This window comes from Dysgonomonas sp. 216 (genome assembly GCF_010501065.1).
Taxonomy (GTDB): domain Bacteria; phylum Bacteroidota; class Bacteroidia; order Bacteroidales; family Dysgonomonadaceae; genus QVMM01.
This window is the reverse complement of record NZ_QVMM01000002.1, coordinates 151,733-171,380: the sequence shown is the minus strand read 5'-3', so window position 1 is coordinate 171,380 and position 19,648 is coordinate 151,733. Positions and strand designations below refer to the sequence as shown.

Sequence of the window (19,648 nt, the reverse complement as noted above, 5' to 3'; positions counted from 1 at the left end):
TTTTATAGGGTAATTTGTATCAATATATGGGATGTTTTGTTGAGGTGGTAGTATATTTAGTTGGCTGTAAAAGGGTAGGGTGGTGTAAAATGTCACATTTTTTGGATTAAAACGTACCACTATTTATGATGAAAAAGTGGCATTTTTGTATTCTGAATATATTGGCTTTTGTATATAAAGTTATTTCTATGAACCTTATGAAAAAAAACACTATAATAATTCTTATAGCAATCTTTTCTGCTTTCAGCTTAAATGTATATCCTTCGGAGTGGCAATGGTCGGTCGAGGTGGAGAAATTTGTTTCGGGAGAGACAAACGATCATCCCCGTGCTTTTTTGTGGATTCCGTCAAATTGTGAGCGGGTTAGGGCTGTAGTTTTCGGGCAGCATAATATGTGCGAAGAAACGATATTTGAACATCCTGTGTTTCGCGACGCTATGAGCGAGTTAGGTTTTGCGGTTGTTTGGGTAAGTCCGGGATTCGAACAGCAATGGGATGTTAATAATGGGTGTCAGGATATTTTTGATAAAATGCTGGCAGATATGGCAGATGTTAGTGGTTATGAGGAGTTGCAAACTGCACCGATAGTACCTTTAGGGCATTCGGCAATGGCTACTTTTCCATGGAACTTTGCTGCATGGAATTCTAACCGCACGTTGGCTGTTGTTTCGTATCATGGCGATGCGCCACGTACCAATCTTACAGGTTATGGAGGTAGTAATCTCGAATGGGGGAGAACACGAAATATTGACGGAATACCGTCGTTAATGGTGCAGGGCGAGTACGAATGGTGGGAAGCAAGGGTAAACCCAGCATTGGCATTCAGGTTGATGTACCCTCAAAGTTGTATATCGTTTTTATGCGATGCCGGACACGGACATTTCGATGTGTCTGACGAGGTGGTAAGTTACATTTCCCTATTTTTGAAAAAGGCGGCTCGGTACAGGTTGACCGATGCACAACAGGAATTGAAAAAAGTGGATATAAACAAGGGCTGGCTGGCCCAACGCTGGTACTCGAACCAACAAAACAGGGCAGAGGCTGCTCCGTTTTCGGAATATGAAGGAGATACTCACGATGCATTTTGGTATTTCGACGAGGAAATAGCAAACCAAACCGAAAAGTATTATGCCGAATCGAGAGGAAAGAGGTTTCAGTATATAAGTTATATACAAGACAGACAGCAAGCACTGTCGGGTAAAAGCAATATCGGTTTTTATCCGAAAGAAGATGGAGTGACGTTTAATCTGGCGGCTGTTTATTCCGATTCGTTGCGTCAGAATATAACAACCGAACATTCGTCGGTAGGAAAAATAAGCATCGACCGCTTATGCGGACCTGTGACAAAAGTGAACGATACAACGTTTACGGTGCGTTTTTACCGAATGGGGCTTAATAATAATAAACGCACAGGCGATATGTGGTTTATTGCCCATAACAAGGGCGATGCTGTTTATAAGAGTGCAGTGCAGCAGTTAAACATCCGTATACCGTACCCAAATAAAGAGGGGAGGGCACAGTCTATAACATTTGCCCCGATAACCAATATAAAAGCGAATACTAAAAAAGTGAAGCTTAATGCTTATGCCGATAGCGGTTTGCCGGTTTATTACTATGTAAAAGAAGGTCCTGCGGTTGTTGACGAAAAAAAGAACTACTTGCAAATAAACAAAATTCCGCCACGAGCGAAATATCCGATAAAAGTAACTGTTGTAGCCTGGCAATATGGACGAACAGTAGGCGATAAAATTCAGACAGCCGAGGCTGTGGAGCGAAGTTTTTATATCGAAAAATAAATGTTGATGAAAAAGAGCTACATATATTATTGTTTAGCAGTTTTGCTGCATGTTATTTTATTGGGTTGTAACGATAACCGAAAAAAAGACTCTGACCTTCGGGCAGAACTTCCTGCTTTGAAGTCTCTTGACGAAAAAATAGCGTCGTGGGTAGATAGCGGATACTACGAAGGTGTTGCAATACGGGTAGTGAAAGACAATGAAGTTTTTTTTGAATCGTGTTACGGCAATTATACCGATACAACAGCACGCCATGTAGCTTCTGCCGGAAAATGGATTGTTGCGGCAACAATTGCAGCAGTTGTTGATGATGGAAAACTATCGTGGGACGATAAGGTAAAAAAATATTTACCCGCATTTACCGATGCTAAAGGCGAAGCTACTCTTCGGCAATTGTTGTCGCATACGGCAGGTTACCCTGATTATCAGCCTGCAGGACGAAAACGCGATGATTATCAAACATTGGAAGAGGCTGTTTCGCATATCGCAGATTTACCGTCGGATACCTTGCCCGGAACTAAATACAAGTATGGCGGACTGGCTATGCAGGTTGCCGGGCGTATGGCCGAAATAGCAACCGGCAAGGATTGGGAAACAATATTTCAGGAAAAACTGGCTATGCCCTTAGGGATGAAATATTCTCGTTTTGTGCCTGTCAGTAGCGAGGGAGGTTTTAGTCCGATGTTGGGCGGAGGTTTTAAAACTTCGGTTCACGATTTTTCAAACTTTCTCAGCATGTTTATTAATAACGGGCTGTTTAACGGCAAGCAAGTATTATCGGTCGAAGCGGTGAAAGAGATAGAGTCGGATCAGATTAAAGGTGCTTTTTTGCATCAACCCGAGTTTGCTGCTACTGTGCGGCAAAACTTTCATAACGATGCTTATGGCTTAGGTATATGGCGCGAGGAAATTGATGCCAACAGGAATGCAACCCTGATGAGCAGTCCCGGATGGGCGGGAGCATATCCTTGGGCTGACAGGAAAAACAACGTCTACGGATTTATATTGGCAAAAGTAAACGTACATAAGGCAAATGCAAACAGATTTTCGTCGTTTTACGAGAGTGCATCAATCCCTCTAATTATAAGAGATGCTATCGGGCAAAAGGATCGTCCCGAAGGCTTATAAACAGCTACGTGCCTAAACTGATATTGTATCATAAAACTAATAAATTAAGAATATGACTCGTTTAAACTTATTCCTTGCTTTATTTTGTCTGTTGCCACTAGCTACTCGCTCTCAAACAATTATAGAGTCAACGCACAAAGTGTTGGCTTCGCCCGACGGTAATTATGAATTTACGTTCTATCAGAAACAATTTTCTGACGAAACAAAACAGATGTATTACACGGTGTCTTTTAAAGGCAAATCTGTAATAGAGGAATCCGAATTGGGTGTATTGATTGAAAGCCGTTTGCTTGAAGCTGCTTTAGCAATACCGAACGATGATTACCGGATATGGGGCGAGAACCTTGATTTTATTGGGGACGAAAAGTCGTCGTCGGATCAAACATGGAAGCCTGTATACGGCGAACGCTCAGAGATTAGGGATAATTACAACGAAATAGTCCTCAAGTTCAAAAAGGGGCATATCGATAGCAACAAAGCGCTACAAGGCGATTATGACAGAAGCCGTTACTATATGATGAATGTTGTTATCCGTGCCTATAACGAAGGAGTTGCTTTCCGCTATTTTTTTCCCGAAGCTACCAACGGGCTATTTCTGCATATAGTGGGAGAACAATCTCAGTTTACACTCCCCGAAGGTACAATGGCTTACTACGAGCGTTGGGCACAAGGCCCTTATTTATTACTGCCTTTAAAAAACTGGACGGACGAATGCGAACGCCCGCTGACAATGAAACTGAAAAACGGATTGACGGTAGCTCTTGCCGAAGCCGAAATGGTCGACTATGTTCGTGGTAAATTCCGTTTGAGCAAAAAGAAAAACAATGCATTACAGTTGTCTATGTACGGATGTGCAGATGTTATTACTCCTTACCTTACGCCGTGGAGGGTAATTATGGCTGCCGAAAAACCGGTAGATTTAATAAACAATAACGACCTTATTTTAAACCTGAACCCATCTAATAAAATAAAAGATACTTCATGGATTAAGCCCGGCAAGGTAATTCGTTCGGGCTTAAGTCAAAGTGAAGCAATTGCCTGTGTCGATTTTGCTGCGGAAAGAGGTTTGCAGTATGTACATCTGGATGCTGGATGGTACGGATTAGAAAAAAACATCGACTCGGATGCAACGAAAGTTCATCCCGATAAAGATATAGACTTTCCGGCTCTCACAAGCTATGCCGCGAGTAAAGGTATCGGCATATTTGTTTATGTTAATCAACGGGCACTTTATCTCCAACTGGACGAAATACTTCCGCTTTACAAAAAATGGGGTATTAAAGGTATCAAGTTCGGATTTGTGCAGATTGGAAATCAGCATTGGTCGACATGGCTGCACAATGCAGTAAAAAAATGTGCCGAGTATGAGATGCTGGTGGATGTTCACGATGAATACCGCCCTACAGGTTTTAGTCGCACTTATCCTAATTTGCTGACACAGGAAGGTATACGCGGCAACGAGGAAATGCCCGATGCTACCCACAACAGCACATTGCCGTTTACCCGTTTTCTGGCAGGGGCAGGCGATTATACAATATGTTATTACAATGATCGGATAAAAACAACTCATGCGCATCAACTGGCAATGGCAGCCGTATATTACAGCCCGTTGCAATTTATATATTGGTACGATAAACCGTCGATGTATAACGGAGAACCCGAAATAGAATTTTTTGACACCGTAAAAGCCGTGTGGGACGACACTAAGGCCTTGGACGGCGAAATTGGCGAGTTTGTAACAATAGCACGCCGTTCGAATACCGATTGGTTTTTGGGTACATTGGGCAATAACAACGCCCGCAGGGTTGAAACTCCCTTATTGTTTTTAACAAACGGGCAAAAGTATGTGGCTAATATCTATACCGATGATGACGCCATAAAAACCAAAACAAAAGTAAAGATAACGCGCCTGATAGTATCTGATAAAGATGTTTTACAATTCAACCTGAAACCTAGTGGCGGGTGTGCCGTACATTTTACGCCGGCAACAAAAACGGATTTGAAGAAGTATAAATCGTATAAGAAAAATCAACAGTTATAAAAACAGGAAAATCTGTGAAAAGTATAATGTCGAAGACTATATAATTAATCAATTTAACTACTTATTTATATTCCTTATATTTTAAAATGAAAAAGATTATATTATTCTGTTTGTTTATTTTAGGTTCTGTATTTATTTACAGCCAACAGATACCCCTGCCTTCCGACTTGCCGCAGGGACACCCTCGCTTGCTGACAACAAACCGGCATAAAGCCAATCTGAAGAAACAGGTAAAGGACGAAGTATGGGCAAAGGAAGTATTACAAGGCATACAGGGCAGAATTGACCCGTATGTTGAAAAAACACAAACTGAGCCCGACTGGTTATATTCGCGATTGATGATGTATTGGAAAAGCAAAGCCACCAACGTATACATCAACGGAGGGGTATATTCGCATGCCGATGGCGAAGCACCTGTCCCCACTGTTCGCTTTGGCAGCACACGGGGAATAAACTCACTCATCAAACGCCCCAAACTTGATAATATTATCCCCTATATGGATGATACTAAAGGCGTCTATTTTCTGAATACAGCAAAAGATGGTAGTCCCTTGGAGTGGGTAGAGCAAGGCAGCGTATCGGGGATGAATATCGAAAGTGTGAACAACGAGATTCTTCGTCTTGGGCGCGATGGCGCATTCCTCTATTGGCTGACAGGAGACGATAAGTATGGGAAATTAGCCTACGATGTATTCAATACTTATATGACAGGTATGTATTATCGCAACGAACCGGTAGATATCGGCAATGGGCATGCACAAACGTTAGTCGCTATGTCTACATTCGAGGTAATTCAAGAGCACATTCTGCACGATATGGCGGCTTATTACGATTTTTTGTACGGTTACATAAGCGAAAAACATTCGGATAAGATCGATATTTTTGAGTCGGCTTTCAAAAAATGGATAGATGTAACTATTAAGAACGGAGTACCTCAAAATAATTGGAATTTGCATCAGGCAAATGTAATACTAACTGTTGCAATGATACTCGAAGACAATAAAAACTATACCGACGGAAAAGGGCGTGAATATTATATAAATTATATACTGAATAAAACTTCTGCCCGTCAGTGGTCGATGACCAAACTGATGGAATATGGTTACGATTATAATACAGGTATCTGGAACGAATGTCCCGGATACGGACAAAGTGTAACTAAAGAATTTATGCACTTTATCCGTAATTACGACAATACATTCAATCAGAATTTGTTGCCTTATACTCCTGTTATGAGAAAGGCGGTTGAGGTGTTGCCGCAATACCTTTTTCCAAACAGCCAGACATCGGCATTTGGAGACAGTTTTTATGCAGCATTGGGAACAGATGCGATGAGCGATATGGTACGCATGGCTCAGAAGTATAAAAACAGAGAGGATGAAATTTATTTCACAAAAATGTACAAGCTGTTTAACCCTGAAGCAGGAAATGAAAGCGAAAAGCCACGAAAATTAGCTTCTCAGGTATCTTCTTTCTTTCTGACAAAGCCTTTGGTGTTGGATAAAAAAACAGAAGCAGGAAAACTTACCGATTATATTACTCAAACTTTCTATGCGCCTAATGTAAGCTGGTTTGTTCAGCGTAATAAATACGACAATAAACAAAATGGGCTGATGATATCGCAATACGCATCGTTTGGTAATCACGCACACAGCAATGGTGTAGCAATCGAACTGTACGGAAAAGGGTATGTGCTTGGTGCAGAATCGGGCATAGGCTCCAGCTACTTCGAAAAGCCATACTTGGAGTATTATTCCCAGTTTCCGGCACACAATACCGTGATGGTTGACGGTATCTCCAAATATCCCGAGATGCTCAGTCACCATCCCTTCGATCTGTTGGGTAGTTATCCTCAATCGGGGCAAAAGGATGGCTATTATCCCGATGTCACTTATTCCGATGTCTACTTCCTCGAACCCGAAAGCCGCAGCGACCAGAATCGTCTGCTGAGTATTGTCAGCACAAGCGAGTCTACAGGTTATTATGTAGATATTTTCCGTTCGAAAAAACAACGAAAAGACGATAAGTTCCACGATTACTACTATCATAATATTGGACAAGAGCTGTTTATCCGGGATATGCAGGGGAAATCGCTCGATTTGCAACCCAGCGATGAGATAGGCTTTGCCGGCGGACATTTGTTTGCGCTCGATTACATGTGGGATAAACAATCGGTAAAAACAAATGAAGATTATCAGGCGGTATGGAAAATGTCGATGAAAGACAATAACCACATTTATATGAACTTGTGGATGAAAGGATACCCCGACAGAGAGGTGTTTTCGATAAAAGCACCGGCATGCAAAGCATTCAGAAATAATAACAATTTTCCCTACGAAGTCAACAAAGAACCTTACCTGACTATTGCTGCCCGCCAACATGGCGAAGCATGGGATCGTCCCTTTGTCAGTATCTTTGAACCGACCACCGAACAAGAAGGAAAATCAATACAGTTTATAGAATCGTTCGAAGCAGAAGGGGTTTCTTCCGATTTTGTGGGGTTAATTGTTAAGAGTAAATCGGGGAGGAGCGATTATATTTTCTCGTCGGTAAAAGACGAAGTTGTTTCGTATAGCAACATGTCGGCAAACGCCACCTATGCAGTAATAAGCGAAAACGGAAATAACTTTACGCTGTTTTTGGGTGGTGGTACATTAATTGGGGCAAAAGGCTTTACTATCGAATCTGTTGAAGAAACAAATGCCGTACTCGAATATAAAAACGGCGAATATTTCTTCACAAGCGATGCTCCCGTAACAGTAACAACAAGTAGCAACAAAAAAATAAAATTGGATAAAACGCCTTACAAAAAAATAGAGCTATGAAGAAAATACTTTTAAGTTTCTCTTTGTGTTGGTGTACACTGCTTTCGGCTCAGGAATATAAGTCGGAGGTATGGGGGGCAGATCAGGGCAATGGTACATATAAAAATCCGATACTTTATGCCGACTATTCCGATCCCGACGTCATACGGGTAGGCGACGATTATTATATGACTGCTTCTAGTTTTAATTGTGTGCCCGGATTGCCGATTCTGCACTCGAAAGACCTTGTTAACTGGAAAATAGTAAATTATGCCTTATCCAATCTGTATATGGACGGATTGGAAACTGCTAATTTTTTCGATACGTCACAACACGGCAAAGGAGTGTGGGCACCCTGTATCCGTTACCATAAGGGCGAATATATGATTTATTGGGGCGACCCCGATTTCGGCATCTATGTAGTCAAAACACGTGATATATTGGCGAAATGGGATAAGCCGGAGCTTGTTCTTCCCGGAAAGGGGCGTATAGACCCCAGTCCCTTGTTCGACGATGACGGTAAGGTTTACCTCACCCATGCGTGGGCAGGAAGCCGTGCGCGGCTAAACAGTATAATTACAGTTTGCGAACTGAATTCCGATGGCACAAAAGTAATAGGCGAAGAAACTTTGGTATTCGACGGAAACGATGGTATTAACCACACAGTTGAAGGTGGCAAATTCTATAAAAAAGACGGTTATTATTACCTTCTAGCTCCGGCGGGAGGTGTTGAGATGGGGTGGCAAATAGCCTTACGCTCGAAAAATATATATGGTCCTTACGAAATGAAAAAGGTGCTTGCACAAGGTAAAACCGATATAAACGGTCCTCATCAGGGCGGATTGGTAGAAACCCAAACAGGCGAATGGTGGTTTATGCATTTTCAGGACAAAGGAGCTTATGGCCGTATTATCCACCTTCAACCTGTTACATGGAAAGACGGATGGCCCGTAATGGGCACTAACGATAAAAACTATTGCGGCGAACCCGTAAAACAGTATAGGAAGCCCAATGTGGGAAAAAAATATCCCGTTGAAACACCGCAGGAGAGCGACGAATTTAACTCCCATAAATTGGGTTTGCAATGGTCGTGGCATGCCAATCCGCAGCAGGCTTGGGGTTTTGCTTCGGCAAACGGATATTACCGTATGTACGGGCAATATTATCCCGAAAATTTCATTAATTTCTGGAACATACCCAATCTGTTGATGCAGAAACTGACTGCCCCCGAACAAACAGTTACCGCAAAGCTGACGGGTGTGTTTATTAACGAAGGCGATAAAATGGGGCTTATTATGATGGGGTGGGACTATTCGTACATAGCCGTAAAAAGAACATCGGCAGGTTACAGCATCGAACAAGTAATATGTAAAGATGCCGAACAGAAAACTCCCGAGACCAAGGTCGCCGAAATTTCCCTCAATAATCTGAAAGTAGAAAAACGCTTGAATTATAAAACCCCGATTGATAATGTTCATTTCTACTTGAGGGTACAAGTAAAAGATGGAGGTATTTGTACGTTCAGCTACAGTGCCGACGGAAAGAAATATCAGACGATAGGCGAACCCTTTATCGCACGACAAGGTAAATGGATTGGAGCTAAAACAGGTCTGTTTGTGATGAATAAAGAGGGCGGTTCTTCCCGCTCGTGGTTAGATGTTGACTGGTTCAGAATTACAAAATAATAAATCATATATATATTAACATGAAAAAAAGATTATCAGTATTAATGTTGGGTATCGGGTTGTTAGTTACAATAACTTCGTGTACCCAAAAAGAAGAGAAGAAGGCGTTTGATGTGGATAAAGCCCTATCGTATTGCGATAAGCAGGTACACCGCACATTGAAGGAGACGGACGGAACGGGTAAAATGCCCCGTAATATTATGGATAGCGTAACGCAATGGAAGCTTGTGCCTGTCGAAATTAGTGAATGGACTGCAGGCTTTTGGCCGGGAACATTGTGGTACGATTACGAAAACACCAAAGACTCGTCGATACTGAAAAGTGCGATTGAGTATACCGATTTGCTGTATCCGCTGACAAAACTATCGGCTTACGATCACGATTTAGGTTTCCAGATATTTTGCAGCTATGGTAACGGATACCGCCTGACAGGGAACGAAGCATACAAACAGATTATTCTGAATGCTGCCGACACGCTGGCTACCTTGTTTAACCCTACGGTAGGAACAATACTCTCGTGGCCTCGTGAGGTTGATAACGGACGTTTTGCTCCCTATAATACAATTATGGACAACATGATAAACCTCGAAATGTTGTATTGGGCGGCTAAGAACGGAGGTTCGAAGGAGTTGTACGATATAGCTACCAAGCATGCCGAAACCACAATGAAATATCATTTCCGCGAAGATGGAGGAAGCTATCACGTTGCTTTGTACAACGATGCTACGGGCGAATTTATAAAAGGAGTAACCCATCAGGGATATGCCGACAGTAGCCTGTGGGCTAGGGGACAGGCATGGGCAATATATGGATACACTTTTGTGTACAGGGAAACTCAGGATAAAAAATTCCTGCGTTTTGCCGAAAAAGTTACCGATTTGTACCTGTCGCGCTTGCCGAAGGACGAATATGTGCCTTTCTGGGATTTCGATGCACCCAACATTCCGAACGCTCCTAAGGATGCTTCGGCTGCTGCAATTGTAGCTTCGGCTCTTCTCGAACTGTGGCAATTAGAAGATAATGCCGAAAAAGCGAAAGAATATAAAGCGGCTGCCGAGAAGATGCTGACAGAATTGTCGAGCGATAAGTACCAGAGTGGCGATGCAAAACCATCGTTCCTGTTACATTCAACAGGGCACTGGCCTAATAAGTCGGAAGTTGATGCTTCGATCAACTATGCCGATTATTATTACATAGAGGCGCTTACCCGTTACAAAAAGCAGGAAGCTAAGAATTAGCAGCTTGTAATAATCTGTTTTTGGCGGCGTAGACCGATAAATTAAACATCAAATAAAACAAAACAGCCTGTTGCGGAAGTATTCCGTTACAGGCTGTTATTATTTTCGGCTACTTTTTAGTTATTGCCCGAAACCAAAGTGGCTGTGCATTGCATGCATTTTGTTTTCGAAAGCCTTTTTTCTTTCGTCAACAAACGCTTGCTTTTCTTCTGCCGACATCTTCATCCATTTTTCGCAACGGGCGTCAATTGCTTCCACCGAAAAACAATCTTCGCGGTTGTCGAAACCTTCCATGCGCTTGTTCATAAACTCAAGCTTTTCGCTGTCGCTCATTTTGTTCCATTCTTCTTTAAACTTTATTCTTGCATCTTTGTCGAAAGGATTTCTTCCGAAGAATCCCATTCCAAAACCTCTTGTCATCATAATTTGTTTTGTTTTTAATTTTACAATCTTTTTTTAAGAGCCCTCTATTAATGTAGACTGTTGAGGGCGAAAAATATTTTAAGCAAAGGCAGGAAATAACATTTTTTTTCGAAAGTTTTATCTATAAGTAAAAAACTAATATTTAAAACCACTAGAATTATGGCTAAATATACCCCCGAAACAGTAGAAAAAATTTGCATCCTTATTTCCGAAGATTACCTGTCGATTGCTAACGTGTGCGATGCAGCAGAAATAAGCCGCGAAACGTTTTACGAATGGAAAAACACCAAACCCGAATTTGCTCGGGCTGTTGAAGAAGCAATCGAAGAGCGTCAGGAACGCTTGTACCGTCTTGCCCGAAATGCCATGCGCCGCAAAATGGAAGGCTATACCCAGAAAATAGTGAAAAAGAAATACGTCCCTTCGGCACTTGACCCCGAAGAGATGGAGCTGAAAGAAATAATTGTAACCGAAAAACACTGCGAGCCAAAAGCTTCGGACATTGCCCATATACTGAAAATGGAGCGTGAAGAACGTCGCGAAAAAGCCGAGAAAGAAGAGAAGGAGAACTCGCCAAGCCGTCGGCCCATCATTGTTGAAGTTGTAGACAAAGAAACCAAATGGGAGATGGAACAATTGCCCCGCCGCCTTAACGACCCCAACTACGTATATCAACCTATGCCCGACGATTACGAAGGGTAGTTTTATTACTTAAAAAACGTTCTTTTAAATTATACTTACTGCATGCTTTGTCCGTCGAAGCTAAGGCCGCTCTCAGAAAATGCATCGCAAAAAGGACCGACCTCGCCGTATGTGCGGGGTACCCGCTTAGCGAAGTGAACGCCCGGAACAAAAAGCTGTTTGAGCATAGCCCGACTTAAAAGTCTGCACAATATTCTGTGCGAGTTATTTTTTGTTCAGTGAACAAGCTAAACAGCGGGTCGCACAGCAGGCGCAGTCTTGATTTTTTGGTTCGTTTTGCATCAAGGCAAAATGAACGAAGGCAAGCATCGGTAAGATGCGCGGCAGTAAATAAGTATAATTTTAAAGAACAATTACATTTTTGAAGATATTCCTTTTCCAGCCTTGCATTGAATAATGTTTGGCTTATGGCGGTTCTAGTTATTTATTAGTTTTAAGTATACGAATTATATATTTCTGCATTCTATTCAATAATCAGTCAAGTTTCACAGCTTTATAGAAGTAGAAAAGCCTACCACTTCCCTCCTTTTGAGAGTCTTTTCAGAAAGAGACGATTTTAAGAAACAAAAAAGCAAAAAACTGTCAGAACTGTCAGGTTTTTCAAACAACCAGCGTTAAAAGGCTTTTAAACCATCAGTTAATTCTATATAACTAGAACATAATAAAAAAACATAGCGCCGCAATTCCCGTATATTATAACAAATTTGTAATTTTGTATTTCAAATTTTTATAAACATGGAAATAGCAAGTAAGTACAATCCTGCCGAAGTAGAGGGCAAATGGTATGAGTATTGGATGAAAAACAAGTTTTTTCATTCCGAACCCGATAATCGTGAGCCGTTTACAGTCGTCATTCCGCCACCAAATGTTACAGGTGTGTTGCATATGGGGCATATGCTGAACAATACGATACAGGATATACTTGTGCGCCGTGCCCGCATGATGGGTAAAAATGCATGTTGGGTTCCGGGAACCGACCATGCCTCTATCGCAACCGAAGCCAAGGTAGTTGCAAAACTGGCTGCCGAAGGCGTAAAGAAAACCGACCTTAGCCGCGACAAGTTTCTTGAGCATGCTTGGGAATGGACTCGCGAACATGGAGGAATAATACTTGAACAGTTGAAAAAACTGGGAGCTTCGTGCGACTGGGATCGTACAGCTTTTACGTTGGACGAAAAACGTTCGGAAAGTGTACTTAAAGTTTTTGTCGATCTTTACAACAAAGGTAAAATTTACCGAGGCGTTCGCATGGTAAACTGGGACCCTTCGGCAAAAACAGCCCTTTCGGACGAAGAAGTTATACATAAAGAAGAACATGGTAAGCTTTACTATCTGCGCTATATGGTAGAGGGTGAGGATGGTTATGCGGTAATTGCAACCACACGCCCCGAAACCATCTTCGGGGATATAGCCGTTGCCATTAACCCCAACGACGAAAAAACTGCGCATCTGAAAGGTAAAAAAGTTATCGTTCCGATAGTAAACCGTGTTGTTCCCATTATCGAAGATGATTATGTGGACGTTGAGTTCGGTACGGGTTTCCTTAAGGTAACTCCCGCACACGACGTGAACGACTATATGCTTGGAGAGAAGTATAATCTCGAAGTCATCGACATTTTTAACGACAACGGCACATTAAATGCACACGGACTTCAGTACGAAGGAATGGACAGATTTGATGTACGCAAGAAAATAGAAAAAGACCTCGATGAAATGGGGCTTCTCGAAAAAACGGAAGCTTACACCAACAAGGTTGGATATTCGGAACGGACAAATGTAGCCATCGAGCCAAAACTTTCGATGCAATGGTTTCTAACCATGGAAGACATTGCAAAGCCTGCGCTTGATGCCGTGATGGACGATACAATTAAATTCTATCCTGCAAAGTATAAGAATACGTATCGCCACTGGATGGAGAATATTAAGGATTGGTGTATAAGCCGCCAACTATGGTGGGGACATCGTATTCCTGCTTACTATTTGCCCGAAGGTGGATATGTGGTAGCCGAAACTCCCGAAAAAGCATTGGAAAAGGCTCGCGAAACAAATCCGGATCTGAGTATGAACGAACTGCGTCAGGACGAAGACTGTCTCGACACATGGTTCTCTTCTTGGTTGTGGCCAATCTCGGTATTCGACGGAATCAATGTTCCCGACAATAAGGATATGCAATATTACTATCCTACAAGCGATCTGGTAACAGGCCCCGATATTATATTCTTCTGGGTTGCCCGCATGATTATGTCGGGGTATGAGTACACAAACGAGCCATGCTTTCGCAATGTTTACTTCACAGGTATAGTTCGCGATAAAATGGGACGTAAAATGTCGAAATCGTTAGGAAATTCTCCCGATCCTCTCGAATTGATCGAAAGATATGGAGCCGATGGCGTACGCATGGGATTAATGCTTACCGCTCCCGCCGGAAACGACCTTCCTTTCGATGAATCGCTCTGCGAACAGGGACGTAATTTCAATAACAAAATATGGAACGCATTCCGCCTTGTAAAAGGATGGGAAGTTGATAATAATGCAGAACAACCCGAATCGGCAAAAATTGCGATTAAATGGTTCGATATGGTTCTGTCGAAAACAATAGAAGAAGTCGACGATTTATTCGGTAAATACCGACTGTCGGAAGCTTTAATGCTACTTTATAAGCTGTTTTGGGACGAATTCTCGTCGTGGTACCTCGAAATGATCAAACCTGCTTATCAAAAACCTATCGATGGCAAAACTTATGCCGATACGCTCCATTTCTTCGACAAACTGTTACGCTTGCTTCATCCGTTCATGCCATTCATTACCGAAGAACTTTGGCAGGCATTAACAGAGCGCGAAAACGGAGACAGCCTGATGGTAAGTAATATGCCAAAGGTTAATGCGTACGATAATTCGTACCTTTCGTCGTTCGACTCCGTAAAGGAGATTATCGCAGGGATACGTACCGTGAGGCTGCAAAAGAATATACCGAACAAAGATTCTCTGGATTTGACCGTACTTGGCGAACATAGCAACGCTTTCGATTCGGTTATATTGAAAATGGCGAATATCACCGCCATTGAAAAAGCCACAGAGAAAAACCCGGCAGCAGTATCGTTCTTGGTCGGGACAACCGAATATGCAGTTCCGCTAGGAAACAACATTGATGTTGAAGCCGAACTCGAAAAGCTTGAAGCCGAAGTAAAATATCTGCAAGGTTTCCTTCAATCGGTAGCAAAGAAACTCAGCAACGAAAAGTTTGTAGCTAATGCAAAACCCGAAATTGTTGATAACGAGCGTAAAAAACAAGCCGATGCCGAAAGCAAAATAAAGACTTTGGAAGAAAGCATTGCTGCGTTAAAGAAATAATTTTAAACAATATCCCCAAAACTCCCGAATAGTGCGCCTGTTCGGGAGTTTTGATTTATACCGAAATTTTTATCTATAATTAAACCTATACAAAACTCTGTGGTCTGATATAGTATGTTAAATTAAAAATCGCACGTTATGAAAAAAATTAAATCATTACAAAAAGCCGCTTTCTTTATGCTTTTCTCGTTCATTCTGGCATCCTGCGGACCCTCGCTGCAAAGTGGAGTAAAAGACGTACAGCTAGGCATGAAAAAACAAGATGTAATCGGTAAATTAGGCAAGGATTACAAAGTTATGACTATGACAAAAACAGAGCAGGGCAACCTCGAAGTTTTGCGTTACACAACATACACCTATGTAGATGATAAAGGAGAAAGAAAAGCTATTCCATCGTCTTACAATTACCTGCACTTTTTGGACGGAGTTTTGATAGAAATGAACTACGAAGAAGAAAGACCACACATAGGACGACCCCGACATCCACACCCGTAACACCAACGTTTAGCTATTAAGATATGAAATTTTTGTAAAATACATTTCGGGTCTTATTAATAAGATATTAAAACTTTATAGCAAAGTCAAATTATCATTATCTTTGGGCTCTCTTTTTTACGAAAATAGAACAACAACATTACATAATGAAACAATTTATTAAAGTATTACGCCGCTTCATTCCTCCTTATAAACGACAGCTTATATTGAGTTTCGCATTCAATATATTATCTGCATTTATGAATGTATTTTCGTTTATGCTGATAATACCAATATTAAACATACTGTTTAAAATAAGCGACGAGGTGTACTCTTTTATGCCTTGGAGCGATCCTTCGATAGACGGATTTATGAAACAAGCCGAATATTTTGGAGGCGCCGCAAAAAATAACTTCTATTATTTCTGGACTAACAGCATAGAACAAAACGGAGCGGAACAAACGCTCATGTTACTAGCTGTGGCTTTAGTTATTCTTACTTTAATAAAAACAGGCGTTACATACCTCAGTTCGTTTTACCTGATACCTATCCGCACAGGAGTTGTACGCGACATTCGCAACCAGATTAACGACAAATTACTTTCGCTGCCGCTTGCCTTTTTCTCGGAAGAACGCAAAGGCGACATTATAGGACGTATGACGGGAGATGTAAACGAAGTTGAGAATTCGATAATGAGTTCGCTCGACATGTTGTTCAAAAACCCGATACTGATATTAGTGTATTTTACAACAATGATTGTTATAAGCTGGCAGTTAACTCTGTTTGTGTTAATAGTACTCCCTTTTGCCGGTTTTATTATGGGGCGTGTGGGTAAAACCCTGAAAAAACGTTCGACTGCAGCACAGGAAAAATGGGGAGAATTAATGGCACAAATAGAAGAAACACTTGGCGGATTACGCATCATAAAAGCCTTCAATGCCGAAAAGAAAGTTTCGAACAAATTTTATAAAGGAGGAGACGAGCTTCGCAGTATGACCAATAAAATATCGCGCCGCCAACAATTAGCCCACCCGATGAGCGAATTTTTGGGAACCACTACAATAGCCATAGTACTATGGTTTGGCGGTTTACTGATACTTGGCGATAGCGGAAGCATAACAGCATCGAGTTTTATGTTCTATCTGGTAATGTTCTACAGTATAATTAATCCGGCTAAAGAGTTTTCAAAATCGGCATACGCAATACAAAAAGGGCTGGCTTCGATGGAACGTATCGATAAGATACTTTCGGCAGAGAACAATATAAAAGACCCCGAAAATGCGGTAAAACTTTCATTCAATAACAAAATCGAATATCGCAATATATGGTTCAAATATCAAAATAACTGGGTATTACAGGACGTAAGCCTTACTGTTCCGAAAGGAAAAACCATTGCATTGGTTGGGCAATCGGGCTCAGGTAAATCGACAATGGTCGATTTACTTCCCCGTTTTTACGATGTAAACGAAGGCGGAATATTTATCGACGATGTAGATATACGTAATGCAAAAGTACACGATTTGCGCTCGTTTATGGGAAATGTAAATCAGGAAGCAATATTATTCAACGATACATTTTTAAACAACATTGCATTTGGGGTAGATTCGGCAACACCGGAAGAAGTTATCGAAGCCGCAAAAGTTGCAAATGCCCACGACTTTATAATGGCAACCGAAAACGGTTACGAGACTAATATAGGAGACCGGGGAGGTAAATTATCGGGAGGTCAGCGCCAACGTATCAGCATAGCGCGCGCAATACTCAAAAACCCTCAGATATTGATTCTTGACGAAGCAACATCGGCTCTCGATACCGAATCGGAATATTTAGTGCAAGAAGCACTGGAAAACCTTATGAAGAATCGTACAACGATTGTTATTGCCCACCGTCTGTCGACCATAAAAAGTGCCGATGAAATATGCGTTATGCACGAAGGACGCATTGTTGAACGCGGAGGACACGAAGAACTCTTCAATAAGAACGGTTATTATCGCAAACTGTGCGATATGCAGCAATTCTGACCAAAAGGAAATTCAGAACAATACAAATTATGGGGCGCTTTAACTTTAACGGTATAAGTGTCCCATATTTTGTATAATCTACCCTTTTCAGCGCATAACAAGCGTACTTTAATCCAAAATAAGCGTTTTTACCGAAATAATTACACCATTTACGTTATATGTGCTTACAACTCCAGAACAAGCATGCTATTTCGAAAAAAGTAACTATATACAATTAAATTCGACTATCCTTTTAGGCCAAAATACTTTGTAATATGACACAAATTTTAGATATACGAAATCCTTATTCGGAAGTTTTATACTGCAATTTATCTATTAAGTGAATACATAGAGTTTAAAGAACCTTTTACTCATTCAAAATTATCTTTTTTGAAAAACATATACACCATAATCATTTTCTTTAAAAATAAATTTTCAATTTTACATACTACCTATAAAATTTAATACAAATATCAAAAATATATCATAGTAATATATAACATTATAATTATTGGATATAATTAACCTTTAAAGTGTGTTCCATAAATAATTAAACTACTATTATAAAAGTAATTATTTATAATAGTATTCTATATTAGAATAATTATAATTATTATTTAACTTTTATATTAACAATAAGCAGAAGAAGATGGGAGTTAGAATATTCGAATAAATAAGAAAAAATAAAAATTGCAGAAAAGAATACACACGTAAAAAAATTCTTTTTGGCAGAAGATATTTGTAAAACAAGGAACTATTATTTCGTCCGGTCACAATCATTTTTTTCTTGGCATTTCTACCCACTGCTAGAATTTATGCCCAAAAACAATGTTTTTTTACTCTACATTTTGATCTGAGATAAGGCTGTAATAAAAAAAGGTTGTACTTTTGTTTTATACGCTGAAAAAATTTAAGTATTAAACTTATGAAAACAGATACAGATATAAGCTCAATGTTTTATGAAGCTGTTGAATTATTAAAAAAAATGATTTCGACCCCCTCTTTTAGCAGAGACGAATCACAAATTGCAGATTATATCGAAAAATACATAACCAAAATGGGCTATATTCCCCGAAGAAAAGGGAATAATATATGGATATCATCAAAAAAATTCAGCGCGGAAAAGCCTACCATACTACTCAATTCCCATATAGACACGGTAAAACCTGTATCGGGATGGACCAAAGATCCTTTCGTTCCCGAAATTGAGGGCGATTTTCTGTACGGACTGGGAAGCAACGATGCCGGAGCCAGTGTAACATCGCTGCTTCACTCTTTTTTTATATTAGATGCAAAACCTCAGGACTATAATTTAGTATTTCTTGCATCTTGCGAGGAAGAGGTTTCCGGAAAAAATGGTATAGAATACGTTTTACCCGATATTCCGACTCCGGCCTTTGCAATAGTAGGCGAACCAACAGGCATGAATGCGGCAGTTGCCGAAAAGGGTTTAATGGTTCTCGATTGCGTTGCTTACGGAAAATCGGGGCATGCAGCACGCAACGAAGGCGAAAATGCTATTTACAAAGCCATAGCAGATATAGAATGGTTCAGGACATACGAATTTGCCGATGAAAGCGATCTTTTAGGTCCTGTAAAAATGACTGTTACAATGATAAATTCGGGCACACAACACAATGTAATTCCCGATAAATGCGAATTTGTTGTCGACGTGCGCAGCAACGAGTGCTATACAAACGAAGAGTTATTTGACATTATAAACAAACATACCCTATCGGAAATAAAAGCACGGTCGTTCCGGCTAAATTCATCGAGAATATCATTAGAAAATCCTTTTGTACAAAGAGCAATAACAATAGGTAAACAAGCCTTTGGCTCCCCTACTCTTTCAGATCAGGCATTAATGCCCTTTCCATCGGTAAAGATAGGCCCCGGAGATTCGGCTCGTTCGCATACGGCAGACGAATATATCTTACTAAGCGAAATACGCGAGTCTATCGAATATTACGTCAAATTATTAGACGGACTTCGGATCTAATTAAGGA

General features: G+C 40.8%; 12 protein-coding genes. 11 read left to right on the top strand and 1 reads right to left on the bottom strand.

Annotated elements, in window-relative coordinates:
* The first annotated feature begins 197 nt into the window (after nt 1-197).
* The 6 genes from D0T53_RS02275 (at nt 198) to D0T53_RS02250 (ending at nt 10,692) form a co-directional block, all read left to right on the top strand.
* Nucleotides 198-1,796, top strand: coding sequence for a hypothetical protein (locus tag D0T53_RS02275; protein WP_185152962.1), 1,599 nt, complete (start codon nt 198-200; stop codon nt 1,794-1,796).
* 6 nt (nt 1,797-1,802) lie between these two features.
* On the top strand, nt 1,803-2,924 hold the full coding sequence (locus D0T53_RS02270) for a serine hydrolase (RefSeq protein WP_163264649.1): 1,122 nt from the start codon (nt 1,803-1,805) through the stop codon (nt 2,922-2,924).
* Between the two features lie 52 nt (nt 2,925-2,976).
* Nucleotides 2,977-4,965 (top strand): glycoside hydrolase family 97 protein, encoded by a 1,989-nt coding sequence (locus D0T53_RS02265; RefSeq protein ID WP_163264647.1) that lies wholly within the window; start codon nt 2,977-2,979, stop codon nt 4,963-4,965.
* An 86-nt stretch (nt 4,966-5,051) separates the two neighbouring features.
* Entirely contained in the window at nt 5,052-7,790 is a 2,739-nt protein-coding gene (locus D0T53_RS02260; RefSeq protein WP_163264645.1) for a hypothetical protein, read from the top strand.
* A complete protein-coding gene (locus D0T53_RS02255; protein WP_163264643.1) occupies nt 7,787-9,454 on the top strand; it encodes a glycoside hydrolase 43 family protein in 1,668 nt (555 codons plus the stop codon). The genes D0T53_RS02260 and D0T53_RS02255 overlap by 4 nt, the downstream gene beginning before the upstream one ends.
* A 20-nt stretch (nt 9,455-9,474) precedes the next feature.
* The gene (locus D0T53_RS02250; protein ID WP_163264641.1) at nt 9,475-10,692 is read left to right on the top strand and encodes a glycoside hydrolase family 88 protein; all 1,218 of its coding nucleotides are present in this window, start codon (nt 9,475-9,477) and stop codon (nt 10,690-10,692) included.
* Nucleotides 10,693-10,812: 120 nt separating this feature from the next.
* Here D0T53_RS02250 and D0T53_RS02245 read toward each other — a convergent pair whose 3' ends face one another.
* Nucleotides 10,813-11,115: a hypothetical protein gene (locus D0T53_RS02245; protein ID WP_163264640.1), complete on the bottom strand. Its 303-nt coding sequence runs from the start codon at nt 11,113-11,115 to the stop codon at nt 10,813-10,815.
* Nucleotides 11,116-11,274: 159 nt separating this feature from the next.
* Here D0T53_RS02245 and D0T53_RS02240 point away from each other — a divergent pair, with 159 nt between their 5' ends.
* The 5 genes from D0T53_RS02240 (at nt 11,275) to D0T53_RS02220 (ending at nt 19,641) form a co-directional block, all read left to right on the top strand.
* Complete coding sequence (locus D0T53_RS02240; RefSeq protein ID WP_163264638.1) at nt 11,275-11,817, top strand: phBC6A51 family helix-turn-helix protein; 543 nt, start codon at nt 11,275-11,277, stop codon at nt 11,815-11,817.
* Nucleotides 11,818-12,552: 735 nt separating this feature from the next.
* Nucleotides 12,553-15,168, top strand: a complete 2,616-nt coding sequence (locus D0T53_RS02235; RefSeq protein WP_163264635.1) for a valine--tRNA ligase — start codon at nt 12,553-12,555, stop codon at nt 15,166-15,168.
* A 138-nt stretch (nt 15,169-15,306) separates the two neighbouring features.
* On the top strand, nt 15,307-15,663 hold the full coding sequence (locus D0T53_RS02230) for a hypothetical protein (RefSeq protein WP_163264633.1): 357 nt from the start codon (nt 15,307-15,309) through the stop codon (nt 15,661-15,663).
* Between the two features lie 146 nt (nt 15,664-15,809).
* Complete coding sequence (locus D0T53_RS02225) at nt 15,810-17,663, top strand: ABC transporter ATP-binding protein (RefSeq protein WP_163264631.1); 1,854 nt, start codon at nt 15,810-15,812, stop codon at nt 17,661-17,663.
* A gap of 904 nt (nt 17,664-18,567) precedes the next feature.
* Nucleotides 18,568-19,641, top strand: a complete 1,074-nt coding sequence (locus D0T53_RS02220; protein ID WP_370457774.1) for a M20 family metallo-hydrolase — start codon at nt 18,568-18,570, stop codon at nt 19,639-19,641.
* Nucleotides 19,642-19,648 lie beyond the last annotated feature (7 nt).